22 protein-coding genes are annotated in these 20,150 nt (G+C 40.4%); 11 read left to right on the top strand and 11 right to left on the bottom strand.

Going from position 1 to position 20,150, the window contains the following annotated elements; genetic code table 11:
- The first annotated feature begins 135 nt into the window (after window positions 1-135).
- From CIL02_RS07600 to CIL02_RS07570, 7 genes are all read left to right on the top strand, one after another.
- Window positions 136-2,586, top strand: a complete 2,451-nt coding sequence (locus CIL02_RS07600) for a site-specific DNA-methyltransferase (RefSeq protein WP_094400533.1) — start codon at window positions 136-138, stop codon at window positions 2,584-2,586.
- Between the two features lie 15 nt (window positions 2,587-2,601).
- Window positions 2,602-5,493 (top strand): DEAD/DEAH box helicase family protein, encoded by a 2,892-nt coding sequence (locus CIL02_RS07595; RefSeq protein WP_094400531.1) that lies wholly within the window; start codon window positions 2,602-2,604, stop codon window positions 5,491-5,493.
- 110 nt (window positions 5,494-5,603) lie between these two features.
- On the top strand, window positions 5,604-7,397 hold the full coding sequence (locus tag CIL02_RS07590; RefSeq protein ID WP_094400529.1) for a DUF262 domain-containing protein: 1,794 nt from the start codon (window positions 5,604-5,606) through the stop codon (window positions 7,395-7,397).
- A 135-nt stretch (window positions 7,398-7,532) separates the two neighbouring features.
- Entirely contained in the window at window positions 7,533-7,871 is a 339-nt protein-coding gene (locus CIL02_RS07585) for a hypothetical protein (RefSeq protein WP_094400527.1), read from the top strand.
- Between the two features lie 45 nt (window positions 7,872-7,916).
- A complete protein-coding gene (locus tag CIL02_RS07580; RefSeq protein ID WP_094400525.1) occupies window positions 7,917-8,411 on the top strand; it encodes a hypothetical protein in 495 nt (164 codons plus the stop codon).
- The gene (locus tag CIL02_RS07575; RefSeq protein ID WP_094400523.1) at window positions 8,408-9,052 is read left to right on the top strand and encodes a hypothetical protein; all 645 of its coding nucleotides are present in this window, start codon (window positions 8,408-8,410) and stop codon (window positions 9,050-9,052) included. The genes CIL02_RS07580 and CIL02_RS07575 overlap by 4 nt, the downstream gene beginning before the upstream one ends.
- Window positions 9,039-9,764 carry a hypothetical protein gene (locus CIL02_RS07570; protein ID WP_094400521.1) on the top strand — a complete coding sequence of 242 codons (726 nt, stop codon included), beginning with the start codon at window positions 9,039-9,041 and terminating at the stop codon, window positions 9,762-9,764. Before CIL02_RS07575 ends, CIL02_RS07570 begins: the two co-directional genes overlap by 14 nt.
- On the opposite strand, the gene CIL02_RS16020 is transcribed toward CIL02_RS07570, so the two are convergent.
- The 3 genes from CIL02_RS16020 to CIL02_RS07555 form a co-directional block, all read right to left on the bottom strand.
- Window positions 9,674-10,258, bottom strand: a complete 585-nt coding sequence (locus CIL02_RS16020) for a hypothetical protein (protein WP_141210165.1) — start codon at window positions 10,256-10,258, stop codon at window positions 9,674-9,676. The genes CIL02_RS07570 and CIL02_RS16020 overlap by 91 nt on opposite strands.
- 70 nt (window positions 10,259-10,328) lie before the next feature.
- Window positions 10,329-10,718 (bottom strand): transposase, encoded by a 390-nt coding sequence (locus CIL02_RS07560; protein WP_256387556.1) that lies wholly within the window; start codon window positions 10,716-10,718, stop codon window positions 10,329-10,331.
- A gap of 17 nt (window positions 10,719-10,735) precedes the next feature.
- Window positions 10,736-11,518, bottom strand: a complete 783-nt coding sequence (locus tag CIL02_RS07555; RefSeq protein ID WP_094400515.1) for a hypothetical protein — start codon at window positions 11,516-11,518, stop codon at window positions 10,736-10,738.
- Between the two features lie 132 nt (window positions 11,519-11,650).
- On the opposite strand from CIL02_RS07555, the gene CIL02_RS07550 reads away from it, so the two are divergent.
- Entirely contained in the window at window positions 11,651-12,640 is a 990-nt protein-coding gene (locus CIL02_RS07550; RefSeq protein ID WP_094400513.1) for an IS982 family transposase, read from the top strand.
- Window positions 12,641-12,667: 27 nt separating this feature from the next.
- Here the strand turns inward: CIL02_RS07550 and CIL02_RS07545 are convergent, their stop codons facing one another.
- The 3 genes from CIL02_RS07545 to CIL02_RS07535 form a co-directional block, all read right to left on the bottom strand.
- On the bottom strand, window positions 12,668-13,597 hold the full coding sequence (locus CIL02_RS07545; protein ID WP_094400511.1) for an ADP-ribosylglycohydrolase family protein: 930 nt from the start codon (window positions 13,595-13,597) through the stop codon (window positions 12,668-12,670).
- A gap of 110 nt (window positions 13,598-13,707) precedes the next feature.
- Window positions 13,708-15,198 (bottom strand): hypothetical protein, encoded by a 1,491-nt coding sequence (locus tag CIL02_RS07540; RefSeq protein WP_094400509.1) that lies wholly within the window; start codon window positions 15,196-15,198, stop codon window positions 13,708-13,710.
- 54 nt (window positions 15,199-15,252) lie between these two features.
- A complete protein-coding gene (locus tag CIL02_RS07535; protein ID WP_094400507.1) occupies window positions 15,253-15,462 on the bottom strand; it encodes a helix-turn-helix transcriptional regulator in 210 nt (69 codons plus the stop codon).
- 170 nt (window positions 15,463-15,632) lie between these two features.
- On the opposite strand from CIL02_RS07535, the gene CIL02_RS07530 reads away from it, so the two are divergent.
- Together CIL02_RS07530 and CIL02_RS16950 are read left to right on the top strand one after the other, a co-directional pair.
- On the top strand, window positions 15,633-16,100 hold the full coding sequence (locus CIL02_RS07530; RefSeq protein WP_170935042.1) for a M50 family metallopeptidase: 468 nt from the start codon (window positions 15,633-15,635) through the stop codon (window positions 16,098-16,100).
- A gap of 79 nt (window positions 16,101-16,179) precedes the next feature.
- Entirely contained in the window at window positions 16,180-16,398 is a 219-nt protein-coding gene (locus tag CIL02_RS16950) for a site-2 protease family protein (protein WP_170935041.1), read from the top strand.
- A gap of 8 nt (window positions 16,399-16,406) precedes the next feature.
- Here CIL02_RS16950 and CIL02_RS07520 read toward each other — a convergent pair whose 3' ends face one another.
- The 5 genes from CIL02_RS07520 to CIL02_RS07505 all read right to left on the bottom strand — a co-directional run bounded on the left by CIL02_RS07520 (window position 16,407) and on the right by CIL02_RS07505 (window position 19,007).
- Window positions 16,407-16,820: a sigma factor gene (locus tag CIL02_RS07520; RefSeq protein ID WP_094400502.1), complete on the bottom strand. Its 414-nt coding sequence runs from the start codon at window positions 16,818-16,820 to the stop codon at window positions 16,407-16,409.
- A gap of 160 nt (window positions 16,821-16,980) precedes the next feature.
- Window positions 16,981-17,712: a hypothetical protein gene (locus CIL02_RS07515; RefSeq protein ID WP_094400500.1), complete on the bottom strand. Its 732-nt coding sequence runs from the start codon at window positions 17,710-17,712 to the stop codon at window positions 16,981-16,983.
- Window positions 17,713-18,069: 357 nt separating this feature from the next.
- On the bottom strand, window positions 18,070-18,198 hold the full coding sequence (locus tag CIL02_RS16875) for a hypothetical protein (protein ID WP_256387555.1): 129 nt from the start codon (window positions 18,196-18,198) through the stop codon (window positions 18,070-18,072).
- Between the two features lie 112 nt (window positions 18,199-18,310).
- Window positions 18,311-18,700: a sigma-70 family RNA polymerase sigma factor gene (locus CIL02_RS07510; protein WP_094400498.1), complete on the bottom strand. Its 390-nt coding sequence runs from the start codon at window positions 18,698-18,700 to the stop codon at window positions 18,311-18,313.
- An 82-nt stretch (window positions 18,701-18,782) separates the two neighbouring features.
- The gene (locus tag CIL02_RS07505; RefSeq protein WP_094400496.1) at window positions 18,783-19,007 is read right to left on the bottom strand and encodes a DUF2795 domain-containing protein; all 225 of its coding nucleotides are present in this window, start codon (window positions 19,005-19,007) and stop codon (window positions 18,783-18,785) included.
- Window positions 19,008-19,554: 547 nt separating this feature from the next.
- Between CIL02_RS07505 and CIL02_RS07500 the strand changes: the two genes are divergently transcribed.
- Window positions 19,555-20,150, top strand: a 596-nt coding sequence (locus CIL02_RS07500; RefSeq protein ID WP_141210164.1) for an IS4 family transposase, incomplete at its 3' end; no start/stop codon positions are given.

The raw sequence follows: 20,150 nt of genomic DNA, 5'->3' as shown, positions 1-20,150 counted from the left end.
TTTCGGTGTAAGGCATTGATTTTTAACAATTGACCATTTATTCACGTTTCTTTAATATACTTTGAAAATCAGCACGTTACGGCATTTTTTACCATATAGGTCAGACACGAAAGACTTTATTCCTCAATATATAATATGTCAGTAATAAAGGACTTGATAGAACAAATTGAAAACCCGGAGTTGCGCATGCGTGTGCAACAAGAGGTGGACAAACTAAATAAGCAGCGCAAGTTTGGACTTGTGTTTGAGGAACATACTCCCGAGAACACTCCTCTTTTCGATGTTCCCGTAAAGCGTGGCTTTTTAGTAACACAGCGACGAAAGCTGACCAAAGCTGGAAGGGAAAAAGAAGAGTCGGTGGAGTACTATGTTGTCGTCAGTATGGATGGAGACAATGTTGTTTGCGAGCATACTGTATCGCATGAGCAGGTAACGATGGCAAAAGGAGAAGTCGTTGTCGTTGCAAAACTCGGTGATCCTATCTATCCTTACCTGAAGCCAATGGGTAGTGTGCAGAATGCTCCTGATAGCGAGTTATGGCACACACTTATTGAGGCAGACAACTATCATGCTCTTCAATTGTTAGCATATCTTTATGCTGGACAGGTAGATTGTATTTATATTGACCCACCATACAACTCAGGTGCAAGGGATTGGAAATACAACAACGACTATGTTGATGGTAATGACAGCTACAAGCATAGCAAATGGCTTTCTATGATTGAGAAGCGCTTATTGCTTGCAAAGAAGTTGCTGAATCCTAATGATTCTGTACTTATCGTAACAATTGATGAGAAAGAATACCATCATCTTGGTTGTTTGTTGGAGCAAATGTTCCCACAAGCAAGAATCCAGATGATTAGTAGTGTAATTAATCCTGCAGGTGCTGGCAAACCATCAACTTTTTATCGTACGGACGAATACATATATTATGTACAGTTGGGTTCCAATATTGTATTGCCTGAGTCACGACAACAGGAGAATGTACCTGTTGTTTGGGATACACTTCGTAGATCAAATGCAAAGAATACTAGAGAAAATACTAAGAACCAATTCTATCCAATTTATGTTAATGACGCAACACATCAGATAGAATTCATAGGATTGCCTTTACCTCTTGAAATTCCAATAGAAGATGCACCAAAGAGAAATGGATGCACTTCAGTTTATCCAATTAGAGACGATGGGACAGAAATGATGTGGGGATGTAAAAGAGAAGAATTACAAAATAGGCTTAATAATGGTTTTGTGCGTGTAGGTAAATATACACCACATAAGCCTCAGAAGTATGTTATTAGTTATCTGACAGGGGGAATTATTGATGATATTAATTCTGGTAAAGCGATCACACTTGGAAGAAATGAAGACGGAACAATTAATGCATATTATCCAACGGGGCGCGATCGTATGCCAACAACTAATTGGCAAAGACCGCTACACGATGCGCAACAGTATGGTTCTAAGTTGATAAAACCAATGATTGGAGACAGATTCACATTCCCAAAATCTTTGTATGCAGAAAAGGATTGTATTTCGATCGTTATGGCTAACAAACCAAACGCCCTAATCCTTGACTTTTTCGCTGGTTCAGGAACAACCCTTCATGCAGTCAATCTTTTGAATGCAGAAGATGGTGGTCAACGTCGTTGCATAATGGTTACCAATAATGAGATTGGCGAAACAAAAGAAAAAGAACTGGTACCTCAAGGTATTTTTCCTGGTGATGAAGAATGGGAAAAGTGGGGTATCGCACGCTATGTAAACTGGCCAAGAACAGAATGCTCTATCAAGGGTGTTGATGTGAACGGCAAACCAATAGAAGGCGAGTACATAACAACAAATACCGAAAAGAAGTTTACAGATAGAAATATCAGTCAGATAGATTTCTTTGTAGAAGAGCCGAATCTTACAAAAAAGAAGAAACTTGTTACGTTCATCAACAAACAGAAGGACGTAAAACTTCCAACAATGAAGGAGGATGCTCCTTATCTCTTGGCTGAAGAAGATGACTCTTGCAATGCAACGGTTCTCTTTGATGTTGAAGTCTCAGAAGAATGGCTTGAAGCTCTTGATGGACATGATGAGATTACAAATATATACATTGTTACTTCAAAGGGAACTGTATTCAAGAGAATCAAGGAATCTGTGGTGGAACTGCTTGGGCAGGTAGAAGAAACCATACCTGTAAAGATGCCTATGGCTGACGGATTCAAAGCCAATGCGTCTTATTTCAAACTCGGTTTTCTCGACAAGACTTCTGTTGCTCTTGGTCGTCAGTTTAAGGAGTTGCTTCCTCTGCTCTGGATGAAGACAGGTGCAAGAGGAGAGTGTCCTGAATTGGCAGAAGAGGAATTGCCACAGATGATGATTTGCGAGAAGAATCACTTTGCAGTTCTCATTGATGAAACTGCATACCATGCGTTTGAGAAAGAAATGCAGGACAAGAAGGACATTATAGACACTGTGTTCTTTGTGACAGATTCAAACCGAGGATTCAAGGAAATGACGGAGGGCATCGGTGTTGACAAAACATATCAGCTCTATCGCGATTACCTTGACAATTTCCGTATCAACAACATTAAGTAAAAAGAAGGACGAACGATGAAAGTAACATTATTTCCGTTTCAACAGATAGCAGTAACCTCTCTTCGTCAGGCTTCCGCAGAGGCATTGGGAGGTTATCAGCGCACACATACACCGCAGATTGTTAGTTTTACGGCTCCTACAGGTGCAGGTAAGACTATCATCATGTCTGCCCTAATTGAGGATATTCTCTTTGGTACGGATGTTTATCCTGACCAGCAAGATGCTATTTTCCTTTGGATTTCTGACTCTCCAGAACTCAACCTACAGTCAAAGCAAAAGATAGACCTGAAGGCTGACCGTATCACTTTACAGCAGACAGTAACAATTGAAGAGTCAGGTTTTGACCAGGAGATTTTGGAAGACGGACACATCTACTTCCTCAATACCCAGAAACTGTCAACATCCTCTAACCTTTGCAAGTATGGTGACACTCGCCACTATACTATTTGGGATACACTCCGCAATACCATTCAGGAGAAGAGTGATCGTCTTTATGTCATAATAGATGAAGCTCATAGAGGCATGCAGGGACGTAAAGCAGGTCAGGCAACCACAATCATGCAGAAGTTCATCATGGGAGATCGTACAAATAATCTGCCTGTGATGCCTGTGGTTATCGGTATGTCTGCAACAATCCAGCGATTCAACACACTTGCAGGTAATACGACATCCACAATTCAGAGGGTGACTGTAGAAGCAGAACAGGTAAGACGTTCTGGTTTGCTGAAAGATCAGATTATCGTAAACTATCCAGAGGAAGGTGCTACCACTAATGAGATGGCAATACTTCAAGCTGCTACCGATGAATGGGTGGACAAATGGAACCATTGGCATCAGTATTGTTATGAGCAGCATTATGCTTATGTAAATCCTGTTTTCGTTATTCAGGTAGAAAATAGTAATCATGACAGTCGTTATTCTGACACAGATCTTGCAGAATGCCTCCGTAAGATAGAAGCTCGTATAGGTAAGAAATTGCAGGAAGGCGAAGTTGTTCACACCTTTGGACAGACAGCATCGGACATTACTATAAATGGACTTGACGTAAAGTATAGAGAACCATCACAAATAGCTGATGACAGAAAGATTAAAATCGTTTTCTTCAAGGAAAACCTCTCTACTGGATGGGATTGTCCTCGTGCAGAGTGTATGATGTCATTCCGTAGAGCTAATGATATAACAAACATCGCACAGTTGCTCGGTCGTATGGTAAGAACACCTATGCAGATGCATATAGCTGTGGACGACTCGCTTAACAATGTACATCTTTTCTTGCCAAGATTCAACCAAGAGAATGTCCAAAAAGTTATTAACGAGTTGCAAAATGCAGAGGGTGCTGATATTCCTGTTGACATGTCGGCAGAGTCGATGGAGAATCCAACAACTGAGACTTTGAGCATACGACCAACAAGAAGGGTAGAAGTGCAAAGCCCAAACGCACAAACTCAGACACAATCAACAGCGAGTGAACAAAATGTGCAATCTGTTCAACAAGAGGAAGTGACCAGGCAAGATTCTGAAAACAGACAGGAATCCATTGTGCTCAATACTCCAACAATAGATACCATACCTTCTGTAACTACAATAGACAACTCAGTAGTAAATACGGAAAGCACAAATCAAGAATCCATATCAACGGAAACTGTCGTTGACCTAGTACCTCAGAAGATCACAGATAGCGAGACGCAAAGTCCAGAACAAGAAAACGAACCTCAATATGAGGCAACTTCTGAAGAATATATACCTCAATACATAGAAGAAATCGTAGTAGATGGTATTCCTCGTGATGAGATTATGAAATTCATCAATGATTCTGGTTTACTTTCGTATGATATTCGTACAGTTCGAATAACCAACTATCTGAGTTCGCTGTTCTCTATCTGTAGATTCCTCTCGCAGACAGGTCTGAATGCAGTTGAAATAAATAGCGTGAAGCGTGAAATCATAAACAAGATTCATGACTATGCCGAGGGATTGAGAAATTCAGGTAGGTATGATGCTTTAGCCAACAAAGTAATGGAATTCAAATTGGCTTCACAGGCTTTTGATGTATTTGGAAACCGAATAACTGATAATCCACTCGGACCGTTATTCTCGGCAACAGATACCGACCTTGACCGTCAATTGCGTCTGGCTGACAGCAAACTGCATAATGAAGGTATAGCCCAATTGTACGGAAACCTCTTTTATAATCCTGACAACGAAAATGAATTCAAGATAGATGTTATCCTCTTTGCAGTTGAACAAAACTGTATTGATGGACTCATGGAATACGCTAAGAATAAGTTCCATGACCTTGTGGATCAATATCGTCGTCAAATTATTACGCTCGATGAACGTGACCAAGAGAAGTACAATAGAATAGTATCGAATGGTGATGAAGTGAGTGAACATAACTTCCGTTTGCCAGAGAACATAAATGTTAGTCTTGAGATAAATGGAAAGAAATACAAGAAACATCTCTTCGTTGATTCTAATTGTGAAGCAACATTCCGACTGAATGGTTGGGAAGAAGCTCTTCTAAAAGAAGAAATGGAACGAGAAGATTTCGTGTGTTGGTTGCGTAATCCTTCACGTAAACCTTGGGCTCTCTGTATGCCATACGAAATGAACGGTCAGATTAGAGCTATGTACCCTGACTTTATTATAATAAGGAAAGATGCAGCTGGATATTTGATTGATATACTTGAACCACACGATCAAACAAGAACAGATAACTTGCCAAAGGCTATTGGCTTAGCAAAATATGCAGCAAGGAATCCTGGTGCGGGTAGAATACAATTAATTCACATGAATGGTGGTGCTCTACGCAGACTTGATTTGTCAAGAAGCCAAGTTCGTGATAGAGTATTAATCGCTTCTTCTGATCATGACTTGAACAACGTATTTACAAGTTACATGGAATAATGGCATAGCAATTTGTTATACGTATATACCGTTGTGAGGTTTGACAAAAACTTCGTAACTTTGCACCACAATTAGGAACATATATCTCTTTGTAAATTAAGTTTATTAGTATGAAAGCTGAAACTCCAAGTATCAATGGCGTATTTATGAACTCAACAGTTCTGAGAATACCTTTCTTCCAGCGTCAGTACGTTTGGGGAGAAAAAGAATGGGAACGTTTTGTCAATGACATGGAATCCTTGGTTGGACTCCGTAAAAAATATTTCCTTGGTTCTCTCATTTTTAAGGAAGAGAAACCAACAAAAGAAGAGGCTGACTATGGTGTTAGCGAGAAGTATACAGTAATTGATGGTCAGCAGAGATTGACTACTTTGTCAATATTCTTGAAGGCTCTTAATTCGTTGCTCGTAGATGACCAGCTGCGTAATAATTTTCAGTCATCTTTCTTTATTCAGAATGGTCAGCGCAATCCGGTTTTGCATCACAGTATCAATGATCGTGCTGCATATCAAGAGACCATGTGGGGTAATCCTCTTACTCCTTATGAGGATAAGCGAGTTGTAAAGGCATACCATTTCTTCCGCGACAAACTTGTTGGTAGAGGCCAATCAGAGTTAAAAGCTCTTTGGATGGCTGTGATTGGACGAATTAAGTTTGTTGAGATCATTCTTGATGACCAAGATGACGAACAACAGATTTTTGACACCATTAACTCTCTTGGTGTAGATCTTACTATTGACGAGTTGATGAAGAACTTCCTCTATGATGTTAATGAGGAAGAGGCTTATGTAAACAATTGGAAGCCAGTATTTGATGATACTGCATCTCGAGATTTCTGGGGAACAAGTGATGCTGCTCGTAGCCAGGCTGCTACTGATGAAAACAAGGTTATATCTAACTTCTTCTATGACTTTGTTCGCATCAAGATGTGGGATTACGAGGGGCAACCAGGATTTGACCGTAAGGCTTTCGTACAAAAGAGTCAGATATTCTCGACTTGCAAGGCTTTTGTTGAGGTCTTTGGAACTGATAAGCAAACTCTTGCAAATGAGATTATTGAGTATGCTAAGTTGTACAAGAAATATTTGAACAAGAAAAACCTTGATGTTCGCATTCCTATGACATCTGGTATCGAACGAGTTGCATGTATTGCAATGACAAAGGATTCAACAATTACTCCTTATTTGCTTTATGTTCTTAAGAATGTAAATGATTTGCAAGAACAAAATAAGATGTTTGAATTCTTAGAGACTTATCTTGTTCGCCGAATGGTAGCTCTGCCTGTTAATGCCAATAAAATGGCAACAGAGTTTTATACAGAACAACTCGTTGCAAAACAGATTGATAGTTGCGATGAGCTGAAGCAGTATATAATGAATATTAGCGAGGATAAGAATATGCATATGCCTTCTGATACAGAGATTGCTACCAATATACATCAAACAATCTTTGGCGATGAATCCACTCCTCGTTTGATTTTCTATCTACAGGAAACTCGTAATCGTTATCAGCACACAGGCGGTTATAATTACTTCTTTGCAGAGTACATCATTCCAAAGCCATGTAAGGCAAGTGAAAGAAACTATCCTCCTCATGCAGATGATATGCTCGAACAGGAACGTAAGACAAAGACAAAGACCATTGGAAACTTCATTTTGTTGGAAAAACCAAGAGTAGAGAACAATCCCGACAAGGAAGCTGATGATCAGGAAAAGATGATAAAGGCGCTCAAGAGAGTAGCAAATGAGGCATTTGCTGACAAGAGTCAAGTAATGAGACAATATGTTTCTACCCTTATCTGTTCTAACTGGTTTAACACTAAGGCTAATTGGGACGAAACTGCAATTCAAATTCGTAATTGCGGTTTCGCTTCAAAGGTTGTTCCTCAGGTTTGGCCACTTTAATTTTGCTTGAATCATCGTGATATAATTTAATGCATTCCATAATCCCCGACATCATTCATAAGAATGGTGCTGGGGATTGCAGATATTTCAAGTTCAAAAGAATAAGTATTGCAAACATAACTAAACAGTTCTGTTGTGACTAGGATACAAAATGTTAACGACTCTTCTTCACAAGGTTACGAACTTGCGCAAAGTGAGTTTGGAAAACTAAGTGAACGCCCTCAATCAAGCAAAGATTGGGTGGACTTCTTTATCAATTCAACAAAAGAGAACTATGATGTGTACTTTTGTAGTGGTGTTGCTGCCTTTATTACAGAAAAGGAAGTTGCATCACTTGATATGCGCACGTTCAATAAAGAGTTGGGGCAATTGGCAAATGCTTTTGGTCAGTATTTGCATGATTCCCGTATGGTTGACAGATTGCTTAATGGGGTAGTTGAAATTCCTGTTGAACTTCGTCCTGATTATACATAGGATTCTATATTTGGTAGTGGTACTGGCAAGTTAGGCAGAATATATATGGAGGAAGTCGGGATGCACATGTATCTGCCACATTGTGATGTGTATGATACGGAAAATCCTGATAAGTTGTTATGCAAAGGTGATCAGTTTGACGCAACTTCTTGTAAGCTTTCAGAACTCCTGACTATTCTCCAAACCTTACTAGATTCTAATAAACAGAACTCTGAACTATCAGATGCAATTGAACGCTGTAAAGAGTTTGAAAGTGGCGCAGGAACGCTTCCTGGTTTATTAAGGAAATATGGTATAGGTGTAGTAAATCTATCAACAAATGGTTGGCATCGTGTCAATTATCAAAACATTCATGCTGAATCCATGTTTATGGTGTTAGGTGATAATAATCATATCAATGTCTATCTGGAACCAGAACCATGGTTTAAGGCTGAAAATAATCCGTTCGATGCAACAAAGAAATGTTTTGACGTAACAGATTTTATAAAAGAAGGATTGAGCAGGGCTAAGAATAAATTAAAGCAATTGAACAAATCATGATTGACTATCTAAAGCAATATAACGAAAATATTCCTTACTGGCTAAAGAACTATAAGGAAGGGATGGATGTAGCATTCGATACTGTTATGGGCGGTAGAGTAGGGTATTATCCAGGAAGTGGGTTCGATGGCAATCTTGTTGCTGTAGCGAACAAGGCTCATTGTGTCCATTCCTTCTTGTATGTTGACTATCTGGTCAAGAAGGAAGAATTGGAAAATATGATGGATAAGGGTTCGTTCCATGGCAATCACTCTATCGGAAGGATAGAATGGTCTGAACTGGACATTATGCCGAATGGTTCGTTTCCAATCACTGTAAACTACACACCAAGAATGAGTCCGATGCATTTTGTTGACAAAACCATTGAGCCATATTGCTTTACAGAGGTTCTTGAAAGGAATGCTGATAAAGATGATGAGTGGGGTGCTGAGCGATTTTCGATAACCTTTCTGTTTGCTGATGGAATTGCGACATACTTCCAAATGTTTGTGAAGCAGTTCGTCAAGGCGCCATGGCTCTTTCTGTTACAAGACCATGGTTTTGGTTGCAATTATGATAGATTCGGAAAGGACGGTTACCTCGATGCTATCATTCGTGAATCAAACTCTGTTTTGATAATTAGAAACTATGGAAGATTGTAAATTCAAACATATCATAAGAACTGTATATCTGCTCCGAATGCGTAAAGGGCAGATTGAAGTTGCTCTGGAACCAGACAATGACGGTAGGTTGACATTCCCAACTCATATTATCAAAAAGGGAGAACAAACTTATCATGGTACTTTATATAAAACAGAGGACAAAGATGACCTGATTCTATTTTCGTACGTTACGGAGGATCCTAAAAGTGGCATCCACAAGCCCAAGAGAAGTGTATGGAAGAGAGCTATGGATTCATTTGATGAGAAAATGCCTGACAATGAACTGGCTAAGTGCATAGTGATGTTCCAAATTATACTTGATAATTATGAGAAAATTTCAGGATGTTCTGACGAGCACGACCTAATGAACTACTATGAGAAGTTCAAGACTATCATGTTGGAAAAGGCTCGCAGAGAATACATATCGGAGATTAAGGCGTATATTAAAGGTTATATGCCGATGATCTTTGATGCGATTTTCGTACCCATGGATAATGAATTGTTGAAGAAGGAGCTGGAGACAATGGCACACTTTAACCCCAAAGAACCATCTGAGTTCGTTTCTAACTATTCAGAAGAAACGAAGAAGATGAGTGAATTCAAGTACTACTACCATATTGATTATAAGGATTTTGGAGGAGGAATAAAATCAATTGGTATCTGGCAACCACGCGAAGATTTGGATTTTTTAGATGAATATCCCATTGATTGACATCTTACAGAAATCCTGTCCGAGGCGGACAGCTCGATAGTACCAGTTGTGGTCTCACGGAAGAGCGCTCCGATGGTCTCGTAGGCCTCAAATCGCTTCACCGTACAAAGTATGTTATACTGCATCATGGTCAGCGTGAAGCTGGCAATCTGCGCAGAGAAGTGTACGCTCTGACATCTGCCGAAGTCGAGCAGTTGCTTGCAATCGTGATAAGCCACCTCGGTAGTCCGGCGGTTAGCGTACGTCCTGTACGCTTTGAGAAAACTGAGCGAGAGATCCGTTGTGAGCAATCCATTCCAATGCCCATTCCTGCCTCGCTTCGAGAAGAACAGACGCACAGTGGTTCCGGCAAACTTCACGTCGATGGTGCAGTAGGTACATCTGAACGTTCGGTTATGCTTGGTGGGTCCCTGCTTCTGGAGCTTCTTGATAATCTGGTTGGCTGTAAGGTCTCCCCACTGGGTATGATACTTGGTCTTGCCCAGCTTGATCATACCTGTCAGGTGGCACTTGATGTGGCGGCTGGTAATCAGGCGGACGAAGTCTGCACAGGTAAACCGGTTGTCAACCGAATCGGATGCCGCGCTTGATGGCGTGCTTCACCATCTCGATGGCCTTTTCGATCTTCGACATCGTGTACTCCTTGACGCGTTCCTCGACAGCCTCTCCGCTATGATCCTTGCTGTATCGGGCTTTGCGCTGCTTGTCCGTCAGCCCCTGCTTCTTGTCAGGCTTGCGGCCCTCCTCGACATGAAGCGAGAAATCGAGGAACAACTGACTCATGCCATCGCTCAGAAGCAGCGTCAGACATTTGTTGCCAAGGATGGTCTTGTGCTCAATGTGAGAGTACACCTTGCCGATGAGTTCACTCTTACGTCCGCTCTTTGGAGCGTCAGTGTCATCGATGATAAGGCAGACTGGCTTGTCATGCTCAGCCTCTGTGCTGTGGCTAATCTTACCAAATTGATTGTTCAGTCATATTTGGATTTCAGCTCTCCTGCAAGATACTTTTCGTACTGGTCAATGAGAAGGTTCTTCCTTCTTGCTGAAATTGGAAGGGATGGATTCATTGTCGCTATTGTAGGCGAATAATCTATATCTCCAAAGTCATAAGGAATCACTTCGTATGTATCAAGATGGTTCCCAAACAGATATCCAAGACTATGGTCTGATACATCGTAATCCGTATGGGTGGACAGGTAGTTCTCCAACTTCCGTGACATTTCCTCTTTAGTGGGAGGCGCTTTGACTACGATGGCTAAACAAACAACGTTGTCACCCCAATAGTTATTGCCGGGATAACCGAATACTTCCACAATGTCACCTGGCTTGAATCGGATTTCCTCAGGCTTTCGTCCAAAGAACATACGCTTTTTACCAAGGTAATGTCCCAGTTCTGACTTACCACCAGGGTATGGTGCTTCCCTCTGCATGATATTGGCATAGTCGTTTATACCCCAAAGTGTTCCATCAGGAAGATAGATGCGCTCTGAAAAACTATCAGCCCTCAAATGCTCAGACACCTGTATTCCAACCGGTATTTCGACGATAACATTGGCATAGGTGTCATTTGAATGATAGGGTGAGTAATCCATAATGTATTCCTCTGCCTCTGTCAAATTATTAAAATATATCGATAGATGCGAATCTAATTTGAACTCTGGCCAGTGACACTTTTTAATGTTATGATACTTGTAATTGTACCGCGTAACCTTATATATGCTCTGTATATGTAAATCTTTCGCTTCGTTCATTTTATGGAATCTCCTTTGGTAAGTAATTAACGTGAGTTCGACGAAATATAAGTGCTTGAAAATTTGGTGATTAGCGAAAATTGTTGTAACTTTATAGTGTTGAAATACAAAGAATTACAAACAATAATCGCTATGATCATCGAGGACAAAGTTACTGAAATTTTCTGTATTGCAGATGATTTTTGCAAGGTTTTTGATGCCATGATGGAAAAATATACACTGAAAGCAGATAAGAAACGGCAATATCATCGCAAGTCAACCATGTCAAAGGCTGAAATTATGGTAATCATGATACTGTTTCATGATTCAGGCTACCGTTGCCTGAAACATTTCTATATAGAAAAGGTATGCAGACATATGCGTCACCTCTTCCCGAAAGTTGTCTCATACAACCGATGGAGCAGCGAGAGCAGAAGCCAAACTTGTTTGGATTATGCCGAGTCGCGACAGAGGAAGACTATAGTCAACCGATTCGTGGAACTTGAAAAGGAAGTAGCCATCCCTTTGTCTCTATTCATCAAGAAGGTGCTGCTCGGAAAATGTACTGGCATAAGTTTCGTGGACAGCACTCCCCTTAGAGTATGCAGGAACCAGAGGATACATATCCACAAGGTATTCAAGGGCATTGCGCAAAGAGGCATGTGCTCCATGGGCTGGTTCTTTGGGTTCAAGCTTCACCTGATATGCAATGAGAAGGGAGAATTGCTCAACTTTATGATAACACCGGGTGATGTGGATGACAGGAAACCTCTTGAATATAAGGCTTTTGTGGAATTCATATATGGAAAGCTCGTTGGCGACAAAGGGTACATTGGCAAGCGTCTTTTCGAAAGGCTCTTTGTGGATGGCATACAACTTATAACGATACTGAAGAGCAACATGAAGGGAGCATTGATGTCCGTATCCGACAAACTGCTTCTCAGGAAGAGGGCTATAATAGAGACGGTGAATGACGAGCTGAAGAACATTGCTCAAGTTGAGCATTCGAGACATAGAAGTTTTGGCAATTTCGAAGTCAACCTTCCGGGAGGTATAGCTGCATACTGCTACTTCCCAAAGAAACCATCCATACGAGTACAGACCGTTGATATTTCAAATGACAGACAGCTTACTTTATTCTAAAGTATATTCGTCGAACTCACGTTAATTCTATATAGTTGCCATAAATAATTCTTCTGAAGTTTCCTTTATTCTGGATTCGCCAATCAATCCTGATACATACTTCTGGGGAATGGAACTAAAACCAAACTTGGCGCCAAGAATAGCACATGCAACTGCAGCATTGGTATCGGCATCACCGCCAGCATTGACAACTTGCAGAAGTCCATCCTCGAAAGTCTTACAATGCCACAACGACCAGAGGGCTGCCGAGAGAGTCTTTAGGGTATAGCCCTGTTCTAAGCCTGTGAGTTCAAGACTCTCAATACCAGTAGAGTCGTTTGCAATTTCAATGAATGGACGTATGCGGTCATCGTATTTATCAGATATTTGTAGAATATTGTCTATAGAAAGCTCTTTTCCCTCATATACAAGTGAATGAATTATCTCACTGACAATCACGCAGGAGCCGATGCAACGAGGGTCAGGGTGGGTCAGTTTGCAGATATTCTCAGCATGTATAGAGACATTCCCTGGCAGCAAACCAACGACAGATGTACGCATTAGGCCTCCATTTGCTGCAGAACGCTTACGATAGAGAGTCCATACTATTTCTGCGGCTTGTATTGGGTCTTTTACATAGTCATTAAAACACAAAACATTATAGGTGTGTCTGCCTATGCCTAACGGATTCCCTTCAAACCATGCCTTGAAATTATTTGCAATCTGATTGAGATTCACTTCTCCACCAGATGCTATCAAGGCATCAGCAATACACAACATCATTTCTGTATCATCTGTCCACATGCCCTGTTGCCATCTGCAACGATGGTCATCCTGAATGATTTGTGAATAAGAGGAAAGCCCATTAGGATAATAGCGAAGTACCTCTTCTTTGGACATGAACTCACTGCCCAAGCCCAAGGCATCGCCTATTGCCTGACCGAATAACACTCCTGTAAACCTGTCTTTTTTATTCATACTGCAAATTTAATAAGAATTCTTTATATTCTGGATTGTCTTCATCGACAAGTAAACCACAATTCATGTCAATATTCTACGTCCATATATCGTTTTTTAATTTTCTATCACTATTGATTAAGGATGCTGACTCTCACGTTGCCATCAGCATCTTTTTGTACATTGAGGCTTACTTCGCCTTCAACCTCATGAAGCAAGTATTTGACATATGACACCAACTCTGGTATTTTCTTTTCCAAAAGCGAAGGTTCAGGCTCTTCAGTAATCTGCTGTGGCTCTGGCTGAACCTGTGGGACTTCAGCGGTGTCGCTCCCTTCTTTTGAATGTTTGTTTTGTTTGAAGGCATTATACTCTTCTTCTGAGACTTCAGCAAAGTAACCTGGTTCAACAACTGCCTTATGAGACAATACGTCAGACACTTTCTCTTTTATAATATCAACATACAAATTTTTGATAACCGTTAGATACACAGTATCACCTTCCTTGAAGATAATCTTGCTGCTCAATACTACAATCTCTACATCTGTGTCCAAGTCTTGCAATAAAGCATAATAAAGTTTGAGCTTTCTGTTGACAAAAATATTTGTTATGACGAACCCAGCAACCGTTCCTTTGGGGTAGTTATAGTACGCCCAGTCACGATAACTTCGACAAGGGACAAAATCCTCGTCACCAACATATAGTTGGATTTCCTCAGGAATATCACCTTGGTTTTCTGGTGACAATACAGGATATGCCTTACCGCTTTTAGTCTTGAACCAATTACGGTCGGTTGTCAGACCTGTTACTTCCTCATTATAGAATCTTGTCTTGTAAAAAGGAATCTCACGTTCTTTATCAAGAATGATAGACTTGTCGGTAAGTTCTAAAGTAACCTCTTTGAAGTCAATCCCTTTCTGGAGTCGATAAAATCTGTATCTGTCATTTTCAATCTGCCCAAAGATGCAAAATCCTTTCTTGACAAATACGCCTGTTACGCTTGACGCGACTTTGTTGTGTTTATGCAACAGCCACCAATCATCTCCTTTGCGATGTTTAACCATCCACATATCAACACCGTTTATCGATGTCAGTTTTACATCTTCATATATGTCGGGATAGGTCTTTTGATTTTCGTAACCGACAGACTTGATTTTCCAAATCAAGTTACCTGTATCTGCAACAAAAGGAACTGCTAATTCTTTTTCCTTAGGGTATTTTATTTGTGGCAATTCTTCTTTGGTTAGAGTATTGCACGTAATAGTATAGTCGTAAACTGTGGTGAAAGACCTATAATGAGTATCATGCTCCTCTATAGAGATTTTCATGAATTCATCTGCTCCATGCATGGAGAAGGTCTCGCCTGTCTCATAGTTCCAAAGTACACATGGATTATACACGGTATTCTTTCTGTTTTTTGAACGCAATTTGAGAACTGCAGTCTTTGAGTATGTGCTACATTTAGCCCAGTCGCACGACACGTACTTGCAACTGGTAACGCCTGTTACTTTGTTTACCAGATATTTAAGTTTAAATGTTTGGTATTTCCCAAGTGCTATCTGTATCTTCTCAGGTGGGCATTCAATCTCAAACAGCTGAGGGATTATTGTGGCTTTTTCCATGTTTTGATTCGGAACTATGTTGATAATACAGAATTATTTCTTTTCTATCGAGTTTTACAACTCTTGCTCACGTATTAAATCCGTGTACTTGCCGTCAAGTACCTTGGCAATTTTGAAGAACATCTCCAACGATGGCTGAGAGGCATTCGTCACCCATTTCGAAACAGTTGCAGGATCTTTACCGACTTGTTCTGCCAACCATTTGTTTGTTTGGTTGCGTTCTGCCAACATGACTTTAATACGATTCAAATTCTTAGATGCCATTTTTTTCAATAATTAGTATGGCAAAATTACAAAAAAAAATGATTTCCAATCAAGAATTGAGCATTTCTATAAAATTTTATTCAAATTCATTGTGTTTTTTATTATCTATCTTATTTTGTTCAGTTTTTTGCGTTTTTTGTGTACATTTGCATCAACAAAATTATTGTCTAATGTTGTTATATCTCTTTTTGCTTCCGCTCTCATTAGTGGTTCATGAGATTGGACACACTCTCATGGCTTTGGTCTTCAAGGTCAGAGTGGGTAAGTTCTGCATTTTCTTTAACCCATGGTTCAGACTTCTTGATACAGGGAAGAAATTAAAGACGAGATTTTGCATCGGGTGGATTCCTTTAGGGGCGTATTTCAGATTCGGCTCTCCTGATGGCGATGATAGCAATAGGTCAGTTCTACCTTCCGATTTGCATCCACTCAAAAGAGTCATGATCTCAATATCTGGCGCACTTATGAACCTCCTGATTGCCTATATCTGCATCTTTGCATGGGTAGGAAGCCACGAGTACAAAGAAGGTGAACTAAGCTTTGGGCAACAAGTAGCATCAACCAATTATATTGTGGGATGTGAAGCAAAGAACACCCTCTCCTCCATCTCTGGCTATTGGATTGCCATAAGGCAATAACCTCAGTAAGCCTATTGAACAATCAGCAAAGACTGTAACAGCAAAGAAAAAGGTGACAAGCAATCGCTAGTATATCTTTTTGTGGGGCTTTGCGTGCCTAAACCTTTTCCTTGCTATCTTTAACATGCTCCCTATACCTCCTCTTGATGGTGCTCAAACGCTTTACAACTTATATGAATTTGTGCTACACAAACCTGTAAGCAGAGGTTATCAGATTATCGCCGGAGTTATTGGATTTTTGCTTATCATTGGGGCAAATGTTGCTGATTTCATTAGGTATGTTTGCAACATACTCTGATTCCACATTTAGGCTTTCGTCTCATCTTCTTCCGAGTCGTTAAAGATCCTATCTAGAAGCTGTCGGTTCTTGTTACGAATGGCTGATTGAATGTGCCAATGCATGTAACCATAGGCTAAGATGAGGTAACGATAACCCATGCTTGGTTCATATCGATCGGCAGCTTCGTAAAGGCAGAAAAGACAGGTCTTGATAATAGTGTCAGCAGTCAATCCTTTACCTTCATAGAGTCTTGCAACAGAGATAATGTTGCGCATGTTGGCTTTTACGATCTTCTCGATGCAAGCCTTGCCTTCTTCGGTTTTCATACTCATTTTTGGAAGAAGTACATTCTCCTCTTGCTCTGAGAGCTTTGGCTGCAGATTTGCTTCATTAAGGAACTCGTTCAATGTCTTGTTGAATGTTTCTTTTGACTGAATCATAATATCTTTGTTTTTATGTGAATACTAAATGCAAGGCTTCAATCTGAACGCCTTGCAATGGTATTATACAACAGAACTTCTCAAAATCCAAACAGAAAAATCAACTTTTTATCTTGTTTTAGGCAAATCACTTCATGCCCCCCCTTGGTAATAATATTATTTATGTCAACCGAACAACCTCTTTGATACAGAACGAGGCTTCGCCCATTGGTATCTGTATGGTTGGAGTCTTACCTTTATCATCGAAAGGTATGTCATCCCCATACATCGAACAGCAGAAGGCAATAAGCTCTTCCTTCGTCTCGGCAACCGCAATAGGTGTGCTTATAGAACGATTAATCATATTGTCGAGACAAGTTCGCTCCAGAACATAGATACTCTTACCAACAGATTCAATCATATACTTGTTGTCCTGGGCTGCTCGAATGAGTGCCTTGCGGTATCTTTCGTATGACACGTTGACCTCCATCTGCCTCTCCTCAGAAAGACTCTGTGGAATGCCTTCTTTCAAGAACCTCTCTATCATAAGACCATCGAAAAAGCCTGACTCTTCAATATCTCCAATTGTATCATACTTGAATCTTGACAACTCGTATTCAATATCTCTCTTCTGTTTATCCAAGCTCATAAACAGACGCTGGTACTCTACATTGGTGATAAGTCCTTGCTTCATCTGAGCCTTGTATCCTGCCCTCTTATCGAACAACTGCTTTATTTCTTGATCAGCTTTGTCCTTGCGGATAATATATTCCTTGCGAAACTCTTCCAACTCGTTCCTATAATGCAGTACGGCTAACTTATAGTACTTATCTGCGAGAGAAATATTCCTTTGTGCCAAATCGTCATACATTTTTTTCACTACGTAGTCGTGTCCGTCTTCAAAGATTGTCATATTCGTTAAGTTTAAAGTGAGAGACTTAGATGGTTGTAGTCCAAAGAACTGAGAATCTACCAACTCAATGGACAGTTTTTCTGTTTTATGATGTTCTCTTAATCAAGTGTGAAAGCAGGAATGCCGTAGGCAGTCATGCCATTATAGATGTGATTGCCGGATATAGCGTATGCAGGGATTACGCATGATGACATACCTCTATAAACAGAAATCATTCTACTTCCGAACATAATTCAAATGGTTTTGAGTTATTGATAATGATTTGGTATTGTTGTTATAGTAAAAGGGCAGAACCAGAACTTTCATAAGGGGAGTAGACCTCACATTCCTTCTCCAGTTACTGCCCTATACTTATGATTAAAGTTTCTTCAGCTCCTCCACGATTCTGTCGTAGTCTGCTCTCAACGAGCCGTTGTGACCAGCAATTATTACATTCTTAATGTATCTTATGGAAAAGGAAAGCATTGGCAAGAAATAGCTGCTCATCTTTGTTGGCTTTTGCTTCGGCAGTCAGGCCATTGTCAATGTATGGGTCCATATTCTCATTCTTTGGATAGCATACAAGTTCTCTATGGGTGAAGAGGACGATTGTCTCAGCTCACTTGTCCTCAGCACGACGCTTAAGTATAGCGTTGAGCATACTTTGTCTAATCCACCATACCGCATACGAAATGAATGTGAAACCACGTGTCTCATCATACTTTCCAGCAGCCCGAATGAGCCCGGTGATGCCAATGACGAGAAGTTCCTGGATACTGAGATATGGATTCTCATATACCTTTGCAACTGAATATATATACCGAAGGTTTGTCTTAACCAACAATTCCTTGGCTTGCTCGGCTACACTACCACCTTTGCGGATTCGGCGAATCAATTCTATTTCCTCATCGATGGTAAGCAAAGGTATTATATTTATATTTGAGAGGAAACCTTCAAATTCCTCACTTGAAAGACTTGCAATATGCTTCTGAAGTTCTATCTGCATCATGTATTAATAGCTTTTGAGGTTATACTTTATGTATAATATTGTAATATGTTTTCAATATGCCGAAGCGAAAGTGAGAAAATTATCAATTCTCATCCTCATCCAAGCCGAAGTCTTCTTTATCAATAGGCATATCTGGCCATATATCTTCAAGACCTTCGTATTCGTCGCCGTCATCTTCGAGCTCTCTTAGATTCTCAATGACGGTTAGAGGAGCACAAGAACGCTCCGCATAGTCAATCAACTCTGCCTTGTTGCAAGGAAATGGTGCATCCTCAATTGTTGTGATAAGGTAAAGTGTCCAAAACATAAATAATAGAGTATTTAAGGATGAATATTAAGTTTACTTGTGAGTTTATCTCTCGTTCTGTTGCAAAAATTAATGGAGTGGTTGACCATTTGCAAGCCCGAATGCACATTTTAACTATTTTTTCTCTGTTGTGACGATTGAAACCGTCTCGTATTGATACCTTCAACGTCCTTGTCTGTGGGTTGACACTTCACGCCAATCATCTTCAGGAACAAACCGGAGATAATGCCAGAGAAAGTGGCAAGAGGTGTCAAACATAACGTTCGCCCAAGGAAATAAATGGTTGACTACACCAAACCCAATCTCATTTCTGGTTCATCCGACATTTCGGGTGATTATCATTTATAGCAGTGTGCTCTGTATTTGTTACCTTCATTGCCGCTAAGGTTAATAACTAGGGTGTCCAGTTAGATGTTCTAATTCACTACTGTCCCGTAAAAGTGGACTATTCGGTCTTTGAAATTATTGAAATATAGTCTATTAGAAGTAATCTTTCATGTGCGACGATTTGAATTTGTAATTTTGCAGCCCATAAAGGGACTGCTCTATGAACAAAGACAAATATGTATTCGCACAATTGGTTGAATTTCTCGATAACAACAAGTTCCGTCACTTGGTTGACAAGTATGATGGGAACAGGTATGTCAAGTCATTCACTTGTTGGAATCAGCTCATGGCACTCATGTTCGGACAACTTTGTAATCGTGAGAGTTTGCGTGATGTTGTCGTTGCATTGGAGGCTCGCCAATCCAAATGCTACCACCTTGGCATGGGTCGTAATCCTATAGCAAAGACGACATTTGTCACAGCGAATCAAAATCGTGACTACCGGATCTTTGAAGACTTTGCCTTCTTCATGATGGAACAGGCTCGCAAGAAACGAGCAACTGGCATCTTCAAACTGAAGGGGAATGTGTATGCATTTGATTCAACAACGATTCCGCTTTGCTTGTCCGTGTTTTGGTGGGCAAAGTTCCGCAAGAAGAAAGGAGGCGTTAAGGCGCATGTCCTTTACGATCTAGAGTCTCAGGTCCCAGCTTTCTTCCATATTACGACTGCATCGGTACACGATTCAAAGGCAATGAAGGAGATTCCCTATGAATCAGGCTCATACTATGTATTTGACCGAGGCTACAATGCATT

The sequence above is a fragment of the Prevotella sp. P3-122 genome (assembly GCF_002251365.1).
GTDB lineage: Bacteria > Bacteroidota > Bacteroidia > Bacteroidales > Bacteroidaceae > Prevotella.
The sequence above is the reverse complement of the archived record's forward strand: the minus strand, read 5'-3'. Positions and strand labels throughout refer to the sequence as shown.

What these genes read in the sequence shown, in the direction of transcription:
- CIL02_RS07600 (WP_094400533.1), top strand. Translation starts at nt 136, where the DNA reads ATGTCAGTAATAAAGGACTTGATAGAACAAATTGAAAACCCGGAGTTG.
- CIL02_RS07595 (WP_094400531.1), top strand. Translation starts at nt 2,602, where the DNA reads ATGAAAGTAACATTATTTCCGTTTCAACAGATAGCAGTAACCTCTCTT.
- CIL02_RS07590 (WP_094400529.1), top strand. Translation starts at nt 5,604, where the DNA reads ATGAAAGCTGAAACTCCAAGTATCAATGGCGTATTTATGAACTCAACA.
- CIL02_RS07580 (WP_094400525.1), top strand. Translation starts at nt 7,917, where the DNA reads ATGGAGGAAGTCGGGATGCACATGTATCTGCCACATTGTGATGTGTAT.
- CIL02_RS07575 (WP_094400523.1), top strand. Translation starts at nt 8,408, where the DNA reads ATGATTGACTATCTAAAGCAATATAACGAAAATATTCCTTACTGGCTA.
- CIL02_RS07570 (WP_094400521.1), top strand. Translation starts at nt 9,039, where the DNA reads ATGGAAGATTGTAAATTCAAACATATCATAAGAACTGTATATCTGCTC.
- CIL02_RS16020 (WP_141210165.1), bottom strand. Translation starts at nt 10,258, where the DNA reads ATGATCAAGCTGGGCAAGACCAAGTATCATACCCAGTGGGGAGACCTT.
- CIL02_RS07555 (WP_094400515.1), bottom strand. Translation starts at nt 11,518, where the DNA reads ATGAACGAAGCGAAAGATTTACATATACAGAGCATATATAAGGTTACG.
- CIL02_RS07550 (WP_094400513.1), top strand. Translation starts at nt 11,651, where the DNA reads ATGATCATCGAGGACAAAGTTACTGAAATTTTCTGTATTGCAGATGAT.
- CIL02_RS07545 (WP_094400511.1), bottom strand. Translation starts at nt 13,597, where the DNA reads ATGAATAAAAAAGACAGGTTTACAGGAGTGTTATTCGGTCAGGCAATA.
- CIL02_RS07540 (WP_094400509.1), bottom strand. Translation starts at nt 15,198, where the DNA reads ATGGAAAAAGCCACAATAATCCCTCAGCTGTTTGAGATTGAATGCCCA.
- CIL02_RS07535 (WP_094400507.1), bottom strand. Translation starts at nt 15,462, where the DNA reads ATGGCATCTAAGAATTTGAATCGTATTAAAGTCATGTTGGCAGAACGC.
- CIL02_RS07530 (WP_170935042.1), top strand. Translation starts at nt 15,633, where the DNA reads ATGTTGTTATATCTCTTTTTGCTTCCGCTCTCATTAGTGGTTCATGAG.
- CIL02_RS07520 (WP_094400502.1), bottom strand. Translation starts at nt 16,820, where the DNA reads ATGATTCAGTCAAAAGAAACATTCAACAAGACATTGAACGAGTTCCTT.
- CIL02_RS07515 (WP_094400500.1), bottom strand. Translation starts at nt 17,712, where the DNA reads ATGACAATCTTTGAAGACGGACACGACTACGTAGTGAAAAAAATGTAT.
- CIL02_RS16875 (WP_256387555.1), bottom strand. Translation starts at nt 18,198, where the DNA reads ATGAGCAGCTATTTCTTGCCAATGCTTTCCTTTTCCATAAGATACATT.
- CIL02_RS07510 (WP_094400498.1), bottom strand. Translation starts at nt 18,700, where the DNA reads ATGATGCAGATAGAACTTCAGAAGCATATTGCAAGTCTTTCAAGTGAG.
- CIL02_RS07505 (WP_094400496.1), bottom strand. Translation starts at nt 19,007, where the DNA reads ATGTTTTGGACACTTTACCTTATCACAACAATTGAGGATGCACCATTT.